Here is a 15,537-nt window from a genome sequence, read left to right as displayed (position 1 = left end):
TCCCCAAAAGCAATTCAGGGGAACCCACTCGGCCTATCGTCGCCAGAGAGAGAGAAGTAATGTCGACAAGCTCCATCGCCGACCAAGTGGGCCGCGCAAAGCGCGGCGTCGGCGTCTCGGGCAGCGGCCGCTCGGCCGGGCCGAGAAAGAATAGGCGTCTCCGCGCCAAGGGCTGGACCTATATCATCTTCACAGCCCCTGCGCTCGTCCTCCTGCTGCTGATCAACCTCTACCCGGTGATCTATGCCGCATACCAGTCCCTGCGGAATGGCACCCTCATCCAGGGTGGCGACTTCGTCGGATTCACGAATTACATCGACACGCTCGTTTCGGGAAACCTGAGTCCTGCCTTCTGGCAGGCGGCGCTGTTCACGCTCATCTTCACCCTCGTCGGCGTCTTCGGCAGCTGGGTGATCGGACTCGTGCTGGCGCTGCTCCTGAGAACCCGCATTCCGGGCGGGGGCGTGTTCAAGGTGCTCCTGCTGCTGCCGTGGATCGTTCCCGTCGTCGTGTCGGCGTTCTCGTGGAACTGGCTCGTGGCCACCCCGCAGAGCCCGTTCCCGATGCTGGCGCAGAGCCTCGGGCTCGGCAACGTGCTCTTCCTGGCGAATCCGACCCTGGCCAAGGTCACGGTGTGCGTGTTCAAGGTCTGGATCAGCTTCCCGTTCATGATGATGATGATGAGCTCGGCGCTCGCCTCCGTGGACAACAACGTCTACGAGGCAGCTAAGGTCGACGGCGCGGGCAGCTGGCAGGCCTTCACCCAGATCACGCTCCCGCTCATCTCGCGTTCGACGTACATCAGCTGGATCCTGATGACGATCTTCTGCGTCAACGACTTCCCGACGATCTTCCTGCTGACCGGTGGTGGCCCTGTCGGCTCCACCACGTCGCTTGTCGTCCTCGCCTACCGGACGGTGTTCGAGAACTTCCAGGTCGGCCCGGGCGTCGCGATCGCCTTCATGACCACCATCGTCCTGATCGTGGTCTCCGTGATCCTCTACCGTCAGATTCGAAAGGCGAGCGTCGAATGACCGTCGAAACCGTACGCGCGTCGGCTCAGTCGACTCCCCGCGGGAGGAAGGCCCCGCGGCGGCAGCCGGACGAAGCCGGAATGCGCGGGCGCTGGTGGCGCTTCCTGCTCATCCTCGTGATCACCGTCGTCGTCCTCGTGCCGATCGTGGCGATCTTCTTCCTCTCGCTGCAGCCCTCCCTCGGCAGCACGAGCACCTCGGCGTTCACCTTCGAGAACTTCACGAACGTGTTCACGCAGACGGGCGTGCTGACCTGGCTGAACAACAGCCTGGTGGTCACTGTCGTGACAGTCATCGTCTCGGTCGTCGTCGCCGCGCCGGCCGGATACGTCCTGTCCCGCGGCCGCAACAGGCTCGTCTCGGGATTCTCGCTCGTGCTGTTCATCGTGCAGTCGCTCCCGGTGGTCACCGCCGTCATCCCGCTGTTCATCCTGTTCGCTCAGCTCGGACTGGTCGACAACCTGACCGGCGTCATGATCATCTACGTCGGTTCCACCATGTCCGTCGCGATCTGGATGATGGCGGCCTACTACGACTCCATCCCGATCGCGCTGGAGGAGGCGGCGTGGATCGACGGTGCTTCCGTGTTCGGCGGATTCACCCGGGTGGTGCTGCGGAACTCGCTTCCGGGCATCCTCTCGACGGCGGTCTTCGCCTTCCTGCTCGCGTGGAATGACTATCTGGTCGCGCTGGTCTTCCTGCGTTCGGATGTCAACTACACGTTCCCGGTAGGCCTGGAGACGTTCTTCCAGCAGAACGCCACCGACTGGGGTCCCGTTTCGGCCTGCGCAGTCATCATGATGCTCCCGCCGATCCTCCTGTTCTCCGTGCTGAACAAGTACTTCAGCGTCGGCGGCATCGGAGGGTCGCTCGCGGGACGCTGACGCCCAGCCGAGACCCGACCAAGGCCGAGGCCCTCAGGACTGGTGTGGTGATGAACCACCCGCCTGAGGGCCCTCGGCCCTTTTCTGCCCTCGGCTCTACAGCAGCTCAGCCGTGCGCCGATCCGACCGCCCGGAGCGCCTCACCCTCTGCCGCCGGCCGCCTCAGGCCGGCCTCCGGTGACGATCGCAACGTCGGCAGCGAAGGAGCTCAGGTCCTCGCACGCCTCGCCGGCTTCGGCGAGGGCATGCAGCCGCCGCCAGGCGGCTCGGTGCGCGGACTCCCATTGGGTCGGCAGGAGCGTCGCCCCGTCCGGACCCGAGACTGTGACCCTACCGGGTGCGGCCGTTTCCGACGCTGGCACGGCGAGCGTCACCGCGTCGCGGGGCTTGATGATGCGCAGCGTGGCGGATGACGGGAGGGCGTCGCTGAGGATGGCGGAGAGGCTTGCCCGTGCACCGCTGGCGAGGTGGGCGAGCGCATCGTAGCCGTGGCGGTTCCGCCGGGCATGGGAGAGGCTCACGACCGGGTCCACGGCCGCGCGGATGAGCGCGAGCTGCGCAAGCAGGACCTGGTCGACGTCGACTCCCACCGGGGCGTTGACGCGCGCCTCGAGAAGGCTGTTCTCATCGTTGACTGCGGCGAACCGCGGCGCGGCCGCCGCAACCGCAGGGTTGTGGGCCCACTCCGTGTCGAGGACGACCGGGACCCCCGAAGCTTCCGCCCTGTCCCTGAGGGCGGTCACGTCTGCGGCGGAAGGACGGATGACCATGACACCCCTGGCGCCGGCTTCGATCGATTCGAGAGCCTTCTCGGTCCAGCCCGGGGTGCCGGCGACGGCGACGAGGTCGGAACCTGCGCCGTCCGTGGGGTGGAGCGAAACCGGCAGGGAGGAGATGACCTGGGGCACGCCGCCGCCCGCGTCGGCTTCGGGCGAGGACAGGACGGTGAGCTGCTGTGTCATAGGGATGCCTCTTTCGTGGATGTGGTTGCCCGGACTGCGGCCGAGGCCGTGTCGGCGATTTCGAGGGCGAAGGTGAGGTCGTGGATGAGTCCGGTGACGTCGACGGGCGCTGCCTTCCCGCGCGCGAGATCGGCGAGATAGCGCCATTCGGATTCGTAGCCGTTGGCGAGGTAGGGGCCGTACACCTCGGACTTGCCACCGCGGCTGATGGTCGCGGTGGCAGAGCCCGCCTGGACGTACGACGGCGTGAAGTCGATGCGCAGTGAAGCGGTGTTGCTGATCGCCTCGAAGGTCCACTCGGGCTCCCAGCTCTGGGTGTTGATCCCGAAGACCTGCACGTTCCTTTCGCCGACGCGCAGGTTGAGCAGATAGCCCGACGGGTCCGGAACCTGGCACGAGAGGACTTCCAGGTCGGTGAAGTCCGGGCAGAAGGCGCGCACGAGAGGGAGGTCGTGGATCGCGAGCCCCATGATGCCGCCACGGACCATGCCGGCGGCGACGTCGGGGTCGCGGCGATCCTGGCGTGGCGACTCGGGGCGGGTGATGACCTCCGTGGCGAAGTCCTCGAATCGGGGGTTGGGCGGCAGGACGATCGAGTAGCGGATCGTGTGCGTCGTCTCGACCAGATCGCCCCAATGCTCCTTTGCGGCGAGCCACCCGGGGTCGAACGTGTGCATCGCGCCGACGATGATCGGGACGCCGGTCTCCTGGGAGACGGCTGCGATCTGCTCGGCCTCAGCCTGGCTCATGGCGAAGGGCTTCTCGCACAGGACTGCCTGCTTTCCAGCCCGGCAGGCCGCGATGACCTGCTGGGCGTGGAACTGGTGCGGGCTGCACACGACCACGATCTGCACCCTCTCGTCTGCGAGCAGATCTTCCATGCTCGTGGTCCAGGCGGCGCCGACCCTTCCGGCGACCGACTCAGCAATCGCAGGGTCGACGTCCATGATCTTGGCGACGTGGAACACGTCCCGCAGCCGCGAGAGGGTCGGCAGGTGGATTGCCTGGGTCACGGGCCCGGCACCGAGGATGCCGACGCCCAGGGTACTTGATGTCTTGGTTTCCATGATCTAAAAGGTATGTATGAATTTACCTTTAGCGCAAGGGATCGGCGGGCGGCTGTTCGGTCCGCCGGTAGGCTCCAAGGCATGACCTCCTCCTCCCTCGGGCCTTCCGGGCCCCAGCAGCGCAGCCCGCGGGGGGCCCAGCAGCGCAGTCCCCAGCAGCGCAGCCCGCGGGGGCCCTATAAGAAGGGGATCGAGCGCCGGCGCGAGGTGGTCTCGGTGGCGATGGAGGTCTTCGGGCGGCATGGTTTCAAAGGCGGCACCCTGCAGCAGGTTGCCGAGCGCGTCGGCCTGACCCCCGCCGCGATCATCAAGCTCTTCGGGAGCAAGGAGCGCCTCCTGATCGCCGTCCTCGAGCACTGGGACGTGGTCACCTCCGAGGTGATCGGCTCACCGAATCGGGGCTACGAACTTCTGGACGCCTTCAAGAAGCTCATGAACTACCACACGCAGCACCGAGGCCTGCTCGAGCTCTACACGACGATGGCGGCGGAGGCGACCTCCGTTGACCACCCCGCACATCAGTTCATGACGGAGCGCTACCGCGCCACCTTGGCCACCATGCGCGGCCTCTTCCGGGACGCCGTCGAAGACGGCCGCTTCCGCCCCATGACAGAGGGCGAGGTCTCGGGCGAAGCGGAGTGCCTCCTCGCAACCATGGACGGGCTGGAGATCCAGTTCCTCCTCAACCCGGCCTTCGACCTCGAACGCTCCTTCGCGGCGTTCGTCGACCGCCTGGTCGCACGCCTGTCCCTCGCCGGGCCTTCCTGACCCACACGGCAGTTCCCTCTCCCGGAGGGCATCCCTTTCATGGCAGCATCGGTCGCATGGTCCCCAGCAACGGCGCCCAGCAGGGGACGCAGGCGCCGGTTGAGAGCGCGGGCAGCATCTTTGCCGCGAGGTATCCCTTGGTGGTGCGGGCTGCCGCCATTCTGATCTGGCCTCTGAGCCTCATGGCGATCTTTGTGTCGGTCCGACACTTCGTCCTGGGCGGCCAGATCGGCCAGGACTCACATGCCTACTGGCTAGCCGCGAGGGGGTCTGTCCTCTATCAGGCGAGCCCGGGGGAACGAGACGCCTATCTGTGTTCACCGGCGTTCGCCCTTCTCGTCAAACCGCTCGCCTTGCTGCCATGGCCGGCGTTCCAAGCAGCATGGTTTGCGCTTGAGAGCGCGGCCGCGTGGTGGCTCGTCAGACCGTTGCGTCTGCGGTGGGCCCTCCCGGTGCTGTTGTTGTGCTTACCGGAGCTCATCGTCAGCAACATCTACATCCTGCTTGCCGTTTCCGCCGTCGTAGGGCTGAGGCGTCCGGCCGCATGGTCTTTCCCCATCCTCACGAAGGTCGCGCCCGGAGTGGGACTGCTGTGGTTTGCTGGCCGGGGCGAATGGAGGCGGCTGCTGGAAGGAGTTGCGTTTACAGCGGTGATCGTTGGGATTTCCTATGCGCTCGAACCGCAGGCCTGGCAGGGATGGGTCGAGTTCCTCGTCTACAACCGGAATGGAACGCCGGATAGCAGCCTCAGTTTTTTCATGCGCAGTTGCGTGGCACTGGCTCTGGTCTTCTACGGGGCCCGGAAACGCTGGCCGTTCTTGATAGCTCCGGCGATGATATTGGCGTCTCCCGTTCTGACCCCGGTGATTCCCTTCACGATTCTGGTCGCTGTCCCGAGGCTGCTCTTGATCGAGGTGCCGCGATGCGGCTCGCGGCCCGCGGCCGCCACACCTTAGGCCAGCAGCTCGTACGGCGCTGCCAGAGCCCGCCGCAGGGCCGCTCCGGCAGTGCCCCTGAGGGCTGCCGTCGTGCCCAGCTCCGAGAATGCGACGGCCTCTTCTGCGATGACTCCCGGGGCGAAGGCCTCGAGGCTGCTGAGCAGTGCGGGCCGGATCCAGGGTGCGAGTGCCGCGAAGTGGCCGCCGAGCACGACTGCGGAGACGTCGACCACCCGCGCGGAGGAGACGATGGCGATGCCGAGGTAGTGCGCAGCACGTTCGACGGCGGTGATCGCCTGGGTGTCCCCGGCGTCGAGCGAGGCCTGCAGCGCGGCCATGCGGGCCGCCGTCGTGCTTCCTCCGTCGGTGATTCCCGCGGCGGCGAGGATCGCCTCCTGCCCCGCGACCGTCTCCAGGCACCCGCGCCCCCCGCATGAGCATCGCTGCCCCGTGGGCTCGACGACGATGTGCCCCACCTCGCCCGCGTGGCCGCCGGGGCCGGAGAACAGCTCTGACCCCATGACGAGGCCGCCGCCCACGCCGACCTCGCCGGAGACGTAGAGATAGGACCCGAGGGAGGTCCCCCGGCCGTACCAGAGCTCGGCGAGGGCCGCGCTGTCGGCTTCGTTGGAGAGGACGACGCCGAACGGCGCCCCGGGGACGAGTCCTCCGAGCGCGGGGGCCAGGTCTGCGTTCCGCCAGCCCAGGTTGGGGGCATTGAGGATGGTCCCGCGCGATGGATCGACGAGGGCCGGCACGGCGAGGCCGCCGCCGAGGAGCGTCATGCCGGCGTCGTCAGCTGCGGAAACGCACCGCTCGACGATCCGGGAGAGCTCGGCGACGACGTCGTTCGGCCCCCTGCCGCGGTTCACGGTCTCGGCGACCTCATGGTAACGGAGCGATCCGTGGAGGTCCACAACCCCGACCGCAAGGTAGTCGACGTTGACCTCGGCGCCGAGCGCCCCGCGCCGCGCGTCGAGGGCGAGGCCCACGCCGGGCCGCCCCCGCTCGCCGGCGCGCGTCACCCCGAGCTCGTCGACGAGTCCCGTCTCGAGGAGCTCGGCAACGAGGCTCGAGACCGAGGCCTTCGTCAGCCCGGTCGCCGCAGCTATCTCAGCACGGGTCGCCGGTTCCTCGGGCCCGATACGCCCGAGGACGAGCGCGAGATTGCGGCGTCGCACGTCGCCCACGCGCCCGGGCGCCTTCGTTGCGCCGTCCTGCTCGCGCACGCTCACTCCTTCCGAAAGACCGTTGACCAAGTTCACCACGACCTATATAGTTTAGAACACATACTAATTCTTCTTCCGCTCGGAAGCATCCCCCTTTCTCCAAGACCAATGAGGTGTCAACATGGCTGCAACACCAACCCCTGAAGACAAGTTCACCTTCGGACTCTGGACGGTCGGCTGGACTGGGAACGACCCGTTCGGCGTCCCCACCCGCGCCGACGTCGACCCGGTCGAGGCGGTCCACCAGCTCGCCGAGTTCGGCGCCTACGGGATCACGTTCCACGACAATGACCTCATCCCGTTCGGCGCGACCCCGAACGAGCGCGAGCTCATCCTCAAGCGCTTCCGCTCCGCGCTCGAGGAGACTGGCCTCAAGGTCCCGATGGTCACGACCAACCTCTTCAGCCACCCGGTCTTCAAGGACGGCGGCTTCACGTCCAACGACCGCTCGGTGCGCCGCTTCGCACTCGCCAAGGTCCTCCACAACATCGACCTCGCCGCCGAGCTCGGTGCGGAGACGTTCGTGATGTGGGGCGGCCGCGAGGGCGCCGAGTACGACGGCTCCAAGGACATCAACGCCGCGCTCGACCGCTACCGCGAGGGCGTCGACACCGCCGCCGCCTACATCAAGGAAAAGGGCTACGGCCTGCGCATCGCGCTCGAGCCCAAGCCGAACGAGCCGCGCGGCGACATCCTCCTGCCCTCGGTCGGCCATGGCCTCGCGTTCATCGCCCAGCTCGAGAACGGCGACATCGTGGGCCTCAACCCCGAGGTGGGCCACGAGCAGATGGCCGGCCTGAACTTCACACACGGCATCGCGCAGGCGCTGTGGGCCGGCAAGCTCTTCCACATCGACCTCAACGGCCAGCGCAGCATCAAGTACGACCAGGACCTCGTCTTCGGCCACGGCGACCTCACGAGCGCCTTCTTCACCGTGGACCTGCTCGAGAACGGCTTCCCGAACGGCGGCCCGCGCTACGACGGTCCCCGCCACTTCGACTACAAGCCGTCCCGCACCGACGGGTACGACGGCGTGTGGGAGTCGGCCCGCGCGAACATGCGGATGTACCTGATCCTCAAGGAGCGCGCGACGGCGTTCCGCGCCGATCCGGAGGTGCAGGACGCCCTGCGCGCCTCGGGTGTCTTCGAGCTGGGCGAGTCGACGCTCGCGTCGGGCGAGACCGCCGCCGACCTCCTCGCCGACACGTCCGCTTTCGAGTCGTTCGATGCCGACAAGGCCGCTCAGCGTTCCTTCGCGTTCATCAAGCTCAACCAGCTCGCGCTCGAGCACCTCACGGGCGCTCGCTGACGCCCATTCCCCGCCGCCGCTCGTTGGGCCTGCCGCCACCCCAGGGCGGCAGGCCCCGTCCCTAAGGAGCAGACATGCCCCTCGTAGCCGGAGTCGACAGCTCGACGCAGTCCTGCAAGGTCGTGGTGCGCGACGCCGAGACCGGAGCGCTTGTGCGCTTCGGCTCGGCGCCGCACCCGGCGGGCACGGAGGTTCATCCCGACGCCTGGTGGGACGCACTTCAGGCCGCGGTCGCGGCGGCGGGCGGACTCGACGACGTCGCCGCCATCTCGGTGGGCGGCCAGCAGCACGGCATGGCGTGCCTCGACTCGGAGGGCGAGGTCGTGCGCCCCGCACTCCTGTGGAACGACACGCGCTCGGCGCGAGCGGCGTCGGACCTCGTCAAGGAAGCGGGCGACGGCGATATTGCCGCCGGCGCCCGCTGGTGGGCCGAGCAGACCGGCACCGTCCCCGTCGCGTCCATCACCGCGACCAAGCTCCGCTGGCTCGCTGAGAACGAGCCCGAGAACGCCGCGAGGACCGCGGCCGTGTGCCTCCCGCACGACTGGCTCTCGTGGCGGCTCGCGGGCCACGGGCCGGCGAGCCAAGGACTCGATGGTGCCATTGACTCTCTCGTCACCGACCGCTCCGACGCCTCCGGCACCGGCTACTTCTCGCCCGTGACAGGCACGTACCTTCCCGAGGTCCTCGAGCGGACCCTCGGCCACGTGCCCGTGCTCCCGCGGGTCCTCGGGCCCCTCGAAGCCGGGGGAAGGGCGGCGGCCCTGCCGCAGGCGGATGCCCTCGTGGGCCCCGGCGCCGGAGACAACGCCGGGGCCGGGCTCGGCGTCGGAGCCGCCCTGGGGGACGTCGTCGTCTCGATCGGCACCTCGGGGACCGTCTTCGCCGTAGCCGACCGCCCGACGTCGGACGTCTCCGGGCTTGTTGCCGGATTCGCCGACGCAACCGGGCACTACCTCCCGCTCGCGTGCACGCTCAACGCCTCACGCGTCCTGGACGCGACCGCCGCGCTGCTCGGCGTCACCCTGCCCGAGCTCACCGAGCTCGCGCTCGCAGCACCGGTCGGGGCCGAGGGCCTCACACTCGTGCCTTACTTCGAGGGCGAGCGGACCCCCAACCTGCCGGACGCGACCGGCTCCCTGCACGGCCTCACGCTGCGGAACTACACCCCGGCGAACCTCGCGCGGGCCGCGGTCGAGGGCATAGTGTGCTCCCTCGCGGACGGCCTTGCGGCCCTCACCTCGCTGGGAGTCGCAGCCGAGCGGATCATCCTCGTGGGCGGTGGCGCGCGCTCGGAGGCCGTCCAGCGGGCTGCGGCCGGGATCTTCGGCCTGCCCGTGCTCGTGCCGGAGCCGGGGGAGTACGTGGCCGACGGCGCCGCACGGCAGGCGGCCGGGATCCTCCTGGGGCGGTTCCCCGAGTGGGAGAATGCGGGCACGACGACGGTCACCGCCCCCGCTGCTCCCGAAGTCCTCGAACGGTACCGCGCGGCCGCCGCGCTGAGCCATCACTGAACTCCGGTCATCATCACTGACCCCGATCTGAAGGAAAGCATGAAGAACTGGGCTGGGAATCTGGAGTACTCGGCGGCGTCGGTGGCCCGACCGGAGTCGGTGGAGGAGCTCGCCGAGCTCGTCGCCCGCTCCGAGCGGGTGAAGGCCCTCGGGTCGCGGCACTGCTTCAACGACGTCGCGGACACCTCGGGAGTGCAGGTCGTGCTGGACCGCCTTCCCGGCGCCGTCGAGGTGGACTCGGAACGGCGCGTGGCGCGGGTCCCAGGCGGAATCACCTACGGCGACCTCGGGCTCGCGCTCGAGCGGGAGGGCTGGGCGCTGCACAACATGGCGTCGCTGCCGCACATCTCAGTCGCCGGCGCCGTGCAGACGGGCACCCACGGTTCCGGCGTCTCGAGCAAGGCGCTCTCCTCCGCGGTGAAGGCGGTGGAGTTCGTCCGAGCCTCGGGGGAAGTCGAGCGGATTTCAGAGGACGACGGCGAGGAGTTCCTCGGGAGCGTCGTCGGCCTGGGTGCGCTGGGGATCGTGACGGCGCTCGAGCTCGCCGTCGAGCCGACCTACAAGGTGCGGCAGCAGGTGTTCGAGGACCTTCCGTGGGAGACGGTGCTCGAGGACTACGACTCCGTGGCCGGCGACGGCTACAGCGTCTCGCTGTTCACGGACTACGCCGGGGACACGGTGCCGCAGGTGTGGCGGAAGGTGCGGCTGGATGCCGAGCCCGGGCCCGCCCCCACCCAGTTCCACGGCGCCCGGCCCGCGACCCGCCCGAGGCACCCGCTGCCCGAGATGGACGCCGTGAACTGCACCCAGCAGCTGGACGTGCCGGGACCGTGGTTGGATAGGCTTCCGCACTTCCGGCACGAGTTCACGCCGAGTGCTGGCGACGAACTGCAGACCGAGTACCTGCTGCCGCGCGCGCACGCCGCTGCGGCGTTCGAGGCCGTTCGCGGGCTCGCGGGCAAGTTCGCCCCGCTCCTGTTCGTCTCCGAGGTGCGTACGATCGCCGCGGACGAATTCTGGCTCAGCCCCGCCTATCGGCAGGACAGCGTCGCGCTGCACTTCACGTGGCGGCTCATGCAGGCCGAGGTCGAGGCGTTCCTCCCGGAGCTCGAGTCGGCATTGGCCCCGTTCGCGGCCCGTCCCCACTGGGGAAAGGTCTTCACGGTGCCGACTGCCCAGCTCGCGGAGCTCTACCCGCGGTTCGAGGACTTCCGCGACCTGGTGGCCAAGCGCGATCCGGACGGCAAGTTCCGGAACGCCTACCTCGACCGCGTCCTCGCCTAGCCCGTTTCGGGTACGCCAAGTCGGCTGCTGAGGCGTCTCGGGTACGCCAAGTCGGCTCCTCAGGCGTTTCGGGTACAGATGTGCACCGCGTTGACGTCTCGCGTGGGGTGTTGGTGTACCCGAGTGGGTGTGGGGTGGGGTGTTGGTGTACCCGAGACGGATTAGAAGTGGGCGTATCTCGCCCTTGCCGCCGAGTACACGCCGTAGCAGGCGAGGCCGATCGCAACCGCGCCCAGGAGCCACCCGCCGAACGGCTGCGCTGCCAGCCCCTTGAGGGCGCCGTCGAGGCCCGACTGCTGCTGGGGATCGTGCCGCACCGTCGCGACGAGAACCAGGACGCCGAGCACCGCGAGGGCCACGCCCTTCGCGACATACCCCACGCTGCCCATGATCTTCACCCAGCTGGGGACTGACGGAAGGGGCTGGGCGTCCTTGCCGAGGAATGACTGGGTGAATCCCCGGTACCCGAAGTACCCTGCGGCGCCGAGCAGCACGAGCCCCGCGATGACGAGGACGACGACGCCGAGCGGCACCGCGAGCAGCGTCGCGGTGATCTCGCGCGACTGTTGGCTCGAGTTCTTCCGGTTGCCCAGGGCGAACGTCACGAACAGTGCGGCGAGCGCGGCGTAGGCGACGCCGGTCCCCGCGGGTCCGAGCCCCTTGGTGGGCTTTCCATGACGTCGCCATTCGGCGAAGAACTCGAAGAACATCCAGAGCGCGAGCGCTGCGCAGCAGAGCGTCCCGGCCCCGAGGATGACGGGTCCGCCGGGGGCTGAGGCGATCTGCCCGACGGCGCCCGACTCGTCGGCATTGCTGCTGCTCCCCCCGAGGGCCACCTGCCCGGCAATCCACGCGATGAGGATGTGCAGGAGGCCGACGAAGGCGAATCCGACGCGGGCCACCCCCGTCGCCCAAGGAGACCGCGAGGCCTCGTCCGCCCCGTGCTCGACCGTGCGGGCGCCGTCCTTCGCTGCGTCGCGGGTCTTGTCGCCCGGGCCCCGATGCTCGTCGCCGGAGTTTCCCATACGTGATGGTTTCCCCGTCTTCGGCATCTCACGCCCTGCTTCGGTAGACTTGGGTGGCAAGAGCCCCGGCACTCTTGCCACGCAGCTTCACCGCGAGTCGAGCTGCACGCAGGAGTCGGGGCTTTCGCATGAAGGCTGTCGGCCAGACGGACCGTAGGCGTACCGGGGAGGAATCCATGCCAGCAATCGTGATCGTCGGAGCCCAGTGGGGCGATGAGGGCAAGGGCAAGGCGACGGATCTGCTCGGACACCGCGTCGACTACGTGGTCAAGCCGAACGGCGGCAACAACGCAGGGCACACCGTCGTCGTCGGCGGCGAGAAGTACGAGCTCAAGCTCCTTCCCGCCGGCATCCTCAGCCCCAACGCGATCCCGATCATCGGCAACGGCTGCGTCGTGAACCTCGAGGCGCTCTTCGAGGAGATCGAGGGCCTCGAGGCCCGGGGCGGCGACACCTCCCGGCTCCGCGTCTCGGCGAACGCCCATCTGGTGGCTCCGTTCCACCAGACCCTCGACAAGGTGACGGAGCGCTTCCTCGGCAAGCGCGCGATCGGCACGACGGGCCGCGGCATCGGGCCGGCGTACATGGACAAGGTGGCGCGCCTGGGCATCCGGGTGCAGGACGTCTTCGACGAGTCGATCCTGCGCCAGAAGGTCGAGGGTTCCCTCCATCAGAAGAACGAGCTCCTCGTCAAGGTGTACAACCGCCGCGCCGTGAGCGTCGACGAGACGGTCGACTATTTCCTGGGCTTCGCGGACCGCCTCCGCCCCCTCGTCGTCGATTCCACCTATGAGCTCAACAGGGCGCTCGACGACGGGAAGGTCGTCCTCATGGAGGGCGGCCAGGCGACGTTCCTCGACGTCGACCACGGCACCTACCCGTTTGTGACGTCGTCGAACCCGACCGCGGGCGGCGCCTCCGTCGGCTCGGGGATCGGGCCGACCCGCATCTCCCGGGTCATCGGCATCATCAAGGCCTACACGACGCGTGTGGGTGCGGGGCCGTTCCCGACCGAGCTGTTCGACGAGATGGGCGCCTACCTCCAGAAGACCGGGGGCGAGTACGGGGTCAACACGGGCCGGCCTCGTCGCTGCGGCTGGTACGACTCGGTCCTCGCGCGGCACGCCTCGCGGGTCAACGGCTTCACCGACTACTTCCTCACGAAGCTCGACGTGCTCACGGGCATCGAGAAGATCCCGGTGTGCGTGGCATACGACGTCGACGGCGTGCGGCACGATGAGATGCCCATGACGCAGACCGAGTTCCACCACGCCAAGCCGATCTTCGAGTACTTCGACGGTTGGACGGAGGACATCTCCGGCGCTCAGACCCTCGACGAACTCCCGGCGAACGCGCGCGACTACGTCCTCGCCCTCGAAAAGCTCTCGGGCACCCGCTTCTCCGCGATCGGCGTCGGCCCGGACCGGGACCAGACGATCGTGGTCCGCGACCTCATCGACTGAGCCACTCGGCCTGCCGGAGGCCGGAAGCTGCCGGAAAAGAATTCGCCAAAGAAATTCTTCTGCCGCGTAACCCCCGGGCCCTCCCGAGCGATGACATGGATGGAAGCCGGGCCGGAATCTGTCCCCCATCATGTTCCAGCCCGGCTTCTCCCATGTCTCCAGCAGTCGGGACGAGAACACCTGCTTGCCCGTACACTGAGACGGCCAATGGGGAGTTCTCGACGAGAGCGGGGATCAGTGACGGATTCGCTGACGGACCACGACCTTGTCGCGGGCGTCCTGCCGGAGACGGAGCTGTTCTCCCGCGTCTACCAGAGCCTTGCCCCCGCCGTCCTCGGCTACGTCGGGGCCCGAGGTGTAGAGGACCCGGAGGCACTCATGCAGGACGTCTTTCTCAGCGTCCTTCCCCGAATCGGCGAGATCACCGGCGGTGTCGCCGGGCTTCGGACCTTCGTCTTCTCCGTCGCGCACGCACGGGTGGTCGACCACTATCGCCGGGTCGAGCGGAGGCCGCGGAGCGTGGACTACGATCCGCTCCTCGACATGCGTGCGGTTCCGTCGGCGGAGGCGGAGGCGCTCGTGCGCACGGGACAGACGGATGCCCACCTGCTCATCGGGTCGCTCAAGCCCGAGCAGAGGGATGTGCTGATGCTGCGGATCGTGGGCGAGCTCAGCGTGGATGATGTCGCGAGCGTGCTCGGCAAGACGCCTGGGGCGGTCAAGCAGCTTCAACGGCGGGGACTCAAGGTCTTGCGCGAGATGGTCTCGGAAGGGGTGATGGCACAGTGAGCAGGGAACCGATTCGTGACTCGGTGGCGGATCTCCTCGCCGATTCCGGTCTTGCGGACGACGGCGTGCTCGCCCATGCGCTCGAGTCTCTCCGCGCGCTGTGCCCGCCCGAGGCCCCCGAGCCGAGCGGGGCGCTCGCGGATCTCCTGCGGTATGGGTCGGAGGCAGTGGGAGCAGCCGCGCCGAGCCGTGCCGCACATCGTGCGGCCGAGGCTGCCGCGGGAAATCTCTCCCCTCGCGTGGCCCCTGCCGTTCCCCTCCCTCCGCGGAAGCTGCACCGTGGCGCCGCCATCAGCGCGGCGGTGATCGCCGGGGTCGGCCTGAGCGCCTCCGGGGTGGCCGCGCTCGGGGGCGTGGACTATTCCGCGAACCCACCGCAGGCGGAGGTGCGCAGTTCAGCGGCTGCTCCCGCCGAGGCCGACGCCTCGGTTCCCGGCCAGGCATCGAAGTCCCCTGACGCCACCGTTCACCAGGCTCAGGCCTTCGCCGCTGCGGCAAGCGGCGGTTCCGTGGCTCACGAGCAGCCCGCCGCCCCCTCCCGCGGGGCCAGCGACAATGCCCTAGCGGGCGACGGGGCCGCGGCGAGCTCTCACGCCGTCGCCCCCTCCGCGGCCGTGTGGCGGTCCGAGCGTTCCGGCGCCGCCCGGGCCGCTGCGGCCGCCGCTGACGACGCGTTGGCCGGAATCGGGCGGGACGATGCCGCTGTGACGGCCAGCCAAGGCGCCCCACGGCACCGCGCGGATTCTGCTCCGAGCCGTGGACGGCACGTCGCGCAAGAGGCCGCGGCGGTTGCCCAGGCGCTCGTCGCGGCGGGAGCCGAGCCCATCAAGGAGGCTGTGGCTCTCGGCCAGCAGGTCCGCACGGTGGCGCCATCTCTCGCGGGGCTCGGGTCCCGGCACTAGAGTGTCGCCATGGCGATCGCCCGTTTCCCCAGCGTTGTCATCGACTGCCCCGATCCAGGCGAGCTGGCAAGGTTCTACGGTGCCCTGCTCGACTGGAAGGTGAACGTCGATTCGGACTGGGCCGAAGTCCGCGCCGACTACGGGGACGCCATCTGCTTCCAGAGGGTCGAGGACTACCATCCGCCGCGCTGGCCCAGCCAGGACCAGCCCCAGCAGATGCATCTGGACGTGGTCGTCGACGACCTCGATGCGGGCGAATCTGCCGTCGTCGAGCTCGGTGCCACGAAGCACGAGCATCAGCCGGGTGAGACGTTCCGGGTCTTCCTCGACCCGGCCGGGCACCCATTCTGCCTCTGTCTGGCCTAGCGG

Annotated in this window: 15 protein-coding genes; 11 read left to right on the top strand and 4 right to left on the bottom strand. The window is 68.6% G+C overall.

Annotated elements, in window-relative coordinates:
* The first annotated feature begins 59 nt into the window (after positions 1–59).
* Positions 60–1,034, top strand: a complete 975-nt coding sequence (locus tag E6A21_RS15060) for a carbohydrate ABC transporter permease (protein WP_138444972.1) — start codon at positions 60–62, stop codon at positions 1,032–1,034.
* Positions 1,031–1,918, top strand: coding sequence for a carbohydrate ABC transporter permease (locus E6A21_RS15055; RefSeq protein ID WP_138444971.1), 888 nt, complete (start codon positions 1,031–1,033; stop codon positions 1,916–1,918). Before E6A21_RS15060 ends, E6A21_RS15055 begins: the two co-directional genes overlap by 4 nt.
* A 140-nt stretch (positions 1,919–2,058) precedes the next feature.
* Here the strand turns inward: E6A21_RS15055 and E6A21_RS15050 are convergent, their stop codons facing one another.
* Together E6A21_RS15050 and E6A21_RS15045 are read right to left on the bottom strand one after the other, a co-directional pair.
* A complete protein-coding gene (locus E6A21_RS15050) occupies positions 2,059–2,880 on the bottom strand; it encodes a hypothetical protein (protein ID WP_138444970.1) in 822 nt (273 codons plus the stop codon).
* Positions 2,877–3,947, bottom strand: a complete 1,071-nt coding sequence (locus E6A21_RS15045; protein ID WP_138444969.1) for a Gfo/Idh/MocA family protein — start codon at positions 3,945–3,947, stop codon at positions 2,877–2,879. The genes E6A21_RS15050 and E6A21_RS15045 overlap by 4 nt, the downstream gene beginning before the upstream one ends.
* An 81-nt stretch (positions 3,948–4,028) precedes the next feature.
* Here E6A21_RS15045 and E6A21_RS15040 point away from each other — a divergent pair, with 81 nt between their 5' ends.
* A complete protein-coding gene (locus E6A21_RS15040; RefSeq protein ID WP_171041431.1) occupies positions 4,029–4,715 on the top strand; it encodes a TetR/AcrR family transcriptional regulator in 687 nt (228 codons plus the stop codon).
* A 56-nt stretch (positions 4,716–4,771) separates the two neighbouring features.
* Positions 4,772–5,671, top strand: a complete 900-nt coding sequence (locus E6A21_RS15035; protein ID WP_138444967.1) for a glycosyltransferase family 87 protein — start codon at positions 4,772–4,774, stop codon at positions 5,669–5,671.
* On the opposite strand, the gene E6A21_RS15030 is transcribed toward E6A21_RS15035, so the two are convergent.
* Positions 5,668–6,882 (bottom strand): ROK family transcriptional regulator, encoded by a 1,215-nt coding sequence (locus tag E6A21_RS15030; protein ID WP_246036553.1) that lies wholly within the window; start codon positions 6,880–6,882, stop codon positions 5,668–5,670. The two genes, E6A21_RS15035 and E6A21_RS15030, sit on opposite strands and share 4 nt — an antisense overlap.
* A 121-nt stretch (positions 6,883–7,003) precedes the next feature.
* On the opposite strand from E6A21_RS15030, the gene xylA reads away from it, so the two are divergent.
* The 3 genes from xylA (at position 7,004) to E6A21_RS15015 (ending at position 10,989) form a co-directional block, all read left to right on the top strand.
* Positions 7,004–8,191: a xylose isomerase gene (gene xylA, locus E6A21_RS15025; protein ID WP_138444966.1), complete on the top strand. Its 1,188-nt coding sequence runs from the start codon at positions 7,004–7,006 to the stop codon at positions 8,189–8,191.
* Between the two features lie 74 nt (positions 8,192–8,265).
* Positions 8,266–9,705: a xylulokinase gene (locus E6A21_RS15020; RefSeq protein ID WP_138444965.1), complete on the top strand. Its 1,440-nt coding sequence runs from the start codon at positions 8,266–8,268 to the stop codon at positions 9,703–9,705.
* A 39-nt stretch (positions 9,706–9,744) separates the two neighbouring features.
* On the top strand, positions 9,745–10,989 hold the full coding sequence (locus E6A21_RS15015) for a D-arabinono-1,4-lactone oxidase (RefSeq protein ID WP_138444964.1): 1,245 nt from the start codon (positions 9,745–9,747) through the stop codon (positions 10,987–10,989).
* Positions 10,990–11,150: 161 nt separating this feature from the next.
* Here E6A21_RS15015 and E6A21_RS15010 read toward each other — a convergent pair whose 3' ends face one another.
* Positions 11,151–12,014 (bottom strand): DUF1206 domain-containing protein, encoded by an 864-nt coding sequence (locus E6A21_RS15010; protein WP_138444963.1) that lies wholly within the window; start codon positions 12,012–12,014, stop codon positions 11,151–11,153.
* 176 nt (positions 12,015–12,190) lie between these two features.
* On the opposite strand from E6A21_RS15010, the gene E6A21_RS15005 reads away from it, so the two are divergent.
* The 4 genes from E6A21_RS15005 to E6A21_RS14990 all read left to right on the top strand — a co-directional run bounded on the left by E6A21_RS15005 (position 12,191) and on the right by E6A21_RS14990 (position 15,534).
* Complete coding sequence (locus E6A21_RS15005; protein WP_138444962.1) at positions 12,191–13,477, top strand: adenylosuccinate synthase; 1,287 nt, start codon at positions 12,191–12,193, stop codon at positions 13,475–13,477.
* A 237-nt stretch (positions 13,478–13,714) separates the two neighbouring features.
* Entirely contained in the window at positions 13,715–14,266 is a 552-nt protein-coding gene (locus E6A21_RS15000) for an RNA polymerase sigma factor (RefSeq protein ID WP_138444961.1), read from the top strand.
* On the top strand, positions 14,263–15,168 hold the full coding sequence (locus tag E6A21_RS17970; protein ID WP_171041430.1) for a hypothetical protein: 906 nt from the start codon (positions 14,263–14,265) through the stop codon (positions 15,166–15,168). Before E6A21_RS15000 ends, E6A21_RS17970 begins: the two co-directional genes overlap by 4 nt.
* Before the next feature lie 9 nt (positions 15,169–15,177).
* Entirely contained in the window at positions 15,178–15,534 is a 357-nt protein-coding gene (locus tag E6A21_RS14990; RefSeq protein WP_138444960.1) for a VOC family protein, read from the top strand.
* Positions 15,535–15,537 lie beyond the last annotated feature (3 nt).

Origin of the sequence: Sinomonas susongensis (genome assembly GCF_005877005.1) — a bacterium.
In the GTDB taxonomy this organism is placed as follows: domain Bacteria; phylum Actinomycetota; class Actinomycetes; order Actinomycetales; family Micrococcaceae; genus Sinomonas; species Sinomonas susongensis.
The sequence above is the reverse complement of the archived record's forward strand: the minus strand, read 5'-3'. Positions and strand labels throughout refer to the sequence as shown.

What these genes read in the sequence shown, in the direction of transcription:
- E6A21_RS15060 (WP_138444972.1), top strand. Translation starts at nt 60, where the DNA reads ATGTCGACAAGCTCCATCGCCGACCAAGTGGGCCGCGCAAAGCGCGGC.
- E6A21_RS15055 (WP_138444971.1), top strand. Translation starts at nt 1,031, where the DNA reads ATGACCGTCGAAACCGTACGCGCGTCGGCTCAGTCGACTCCCCGCGGG.
- E6A21_RS15050 (WP_138444970.1), bottom strand. Translation starts at nt 2,880, where the DNA reads ATGACACAGCAGCTCACCGTCCTGTCCTCGCCCGAAGCCGACGCGGGC.
- E6A21_RS15045 (WP_138444969.1), bottom strand. Translation starts at nt 3,947, where the DNA reads ATGGAAACCAAGACATCAAGTACCCTGGGCGTCGGCATCCTCGGTGCC.
- E6A21_RS15040 (WP_171041431.1), top strand. Translation starts at nt 4,029, where the DNA reads ATGACCTCCTCCTCCCTCGGGCCTTCCGGGCCCCAGCAGCGCAGCCCG.
- E6A21_RS15035 (WP_138444967.1), top strand. Translation starts at nt 4,772, where the DNA reads ATGGTCCCCAGCAACGGCGCCCAGCAGGGGACGCAGGCGCCGGTTGAG.
- xylA (WP_138444966.1), top strand. Translation starts at nt 7,004, where the DNA reads ATGGCTGCAACACCAACCCCTGAAGACAAGTTCACCTTCGGACTCTGG.
- E6A21_RS15020 (WP_138444965.1), top strand. Translation starts at nt 8,266, where the DNA reads ATGCCCCTCGTAGCCGGAGTCGACAGCTCGACGCAGTCCTGCAAGGTC.
- E6A21_RS15015 (WP_138444964.1), top strand. Translation starts at nt 9,745, where the DNA reads ATGAAGAACTGGGCTGGGAATCTGGAGTACTCGGCGGCGTCGGTGGCC.
- E6A21_RS15010 (WP_138444963.1), bottom strand. Translation starts at nt 12,014, where the DNA reads ATGGGAAACTCCGGCGACGAGCATCGGGGCCCGGGCGACAAGACCCGC.
- E6A21_RS15005 (WP_138444962.1), top strand. Translation starts at nt 12,191, where the DNA reads ATGCCAGCAATCGTGATCGTCGGAGCCCAGTGGGGCGATGAGGGCAAG.
- E6A21_RS14990 (WP_138444960.1), top strand. Translation starts at nt 15,178, where the DNA reads ATGGCGATCGCCCGTTTCCCCAGCGTTGTCATCGACTGCCCCGATCCA.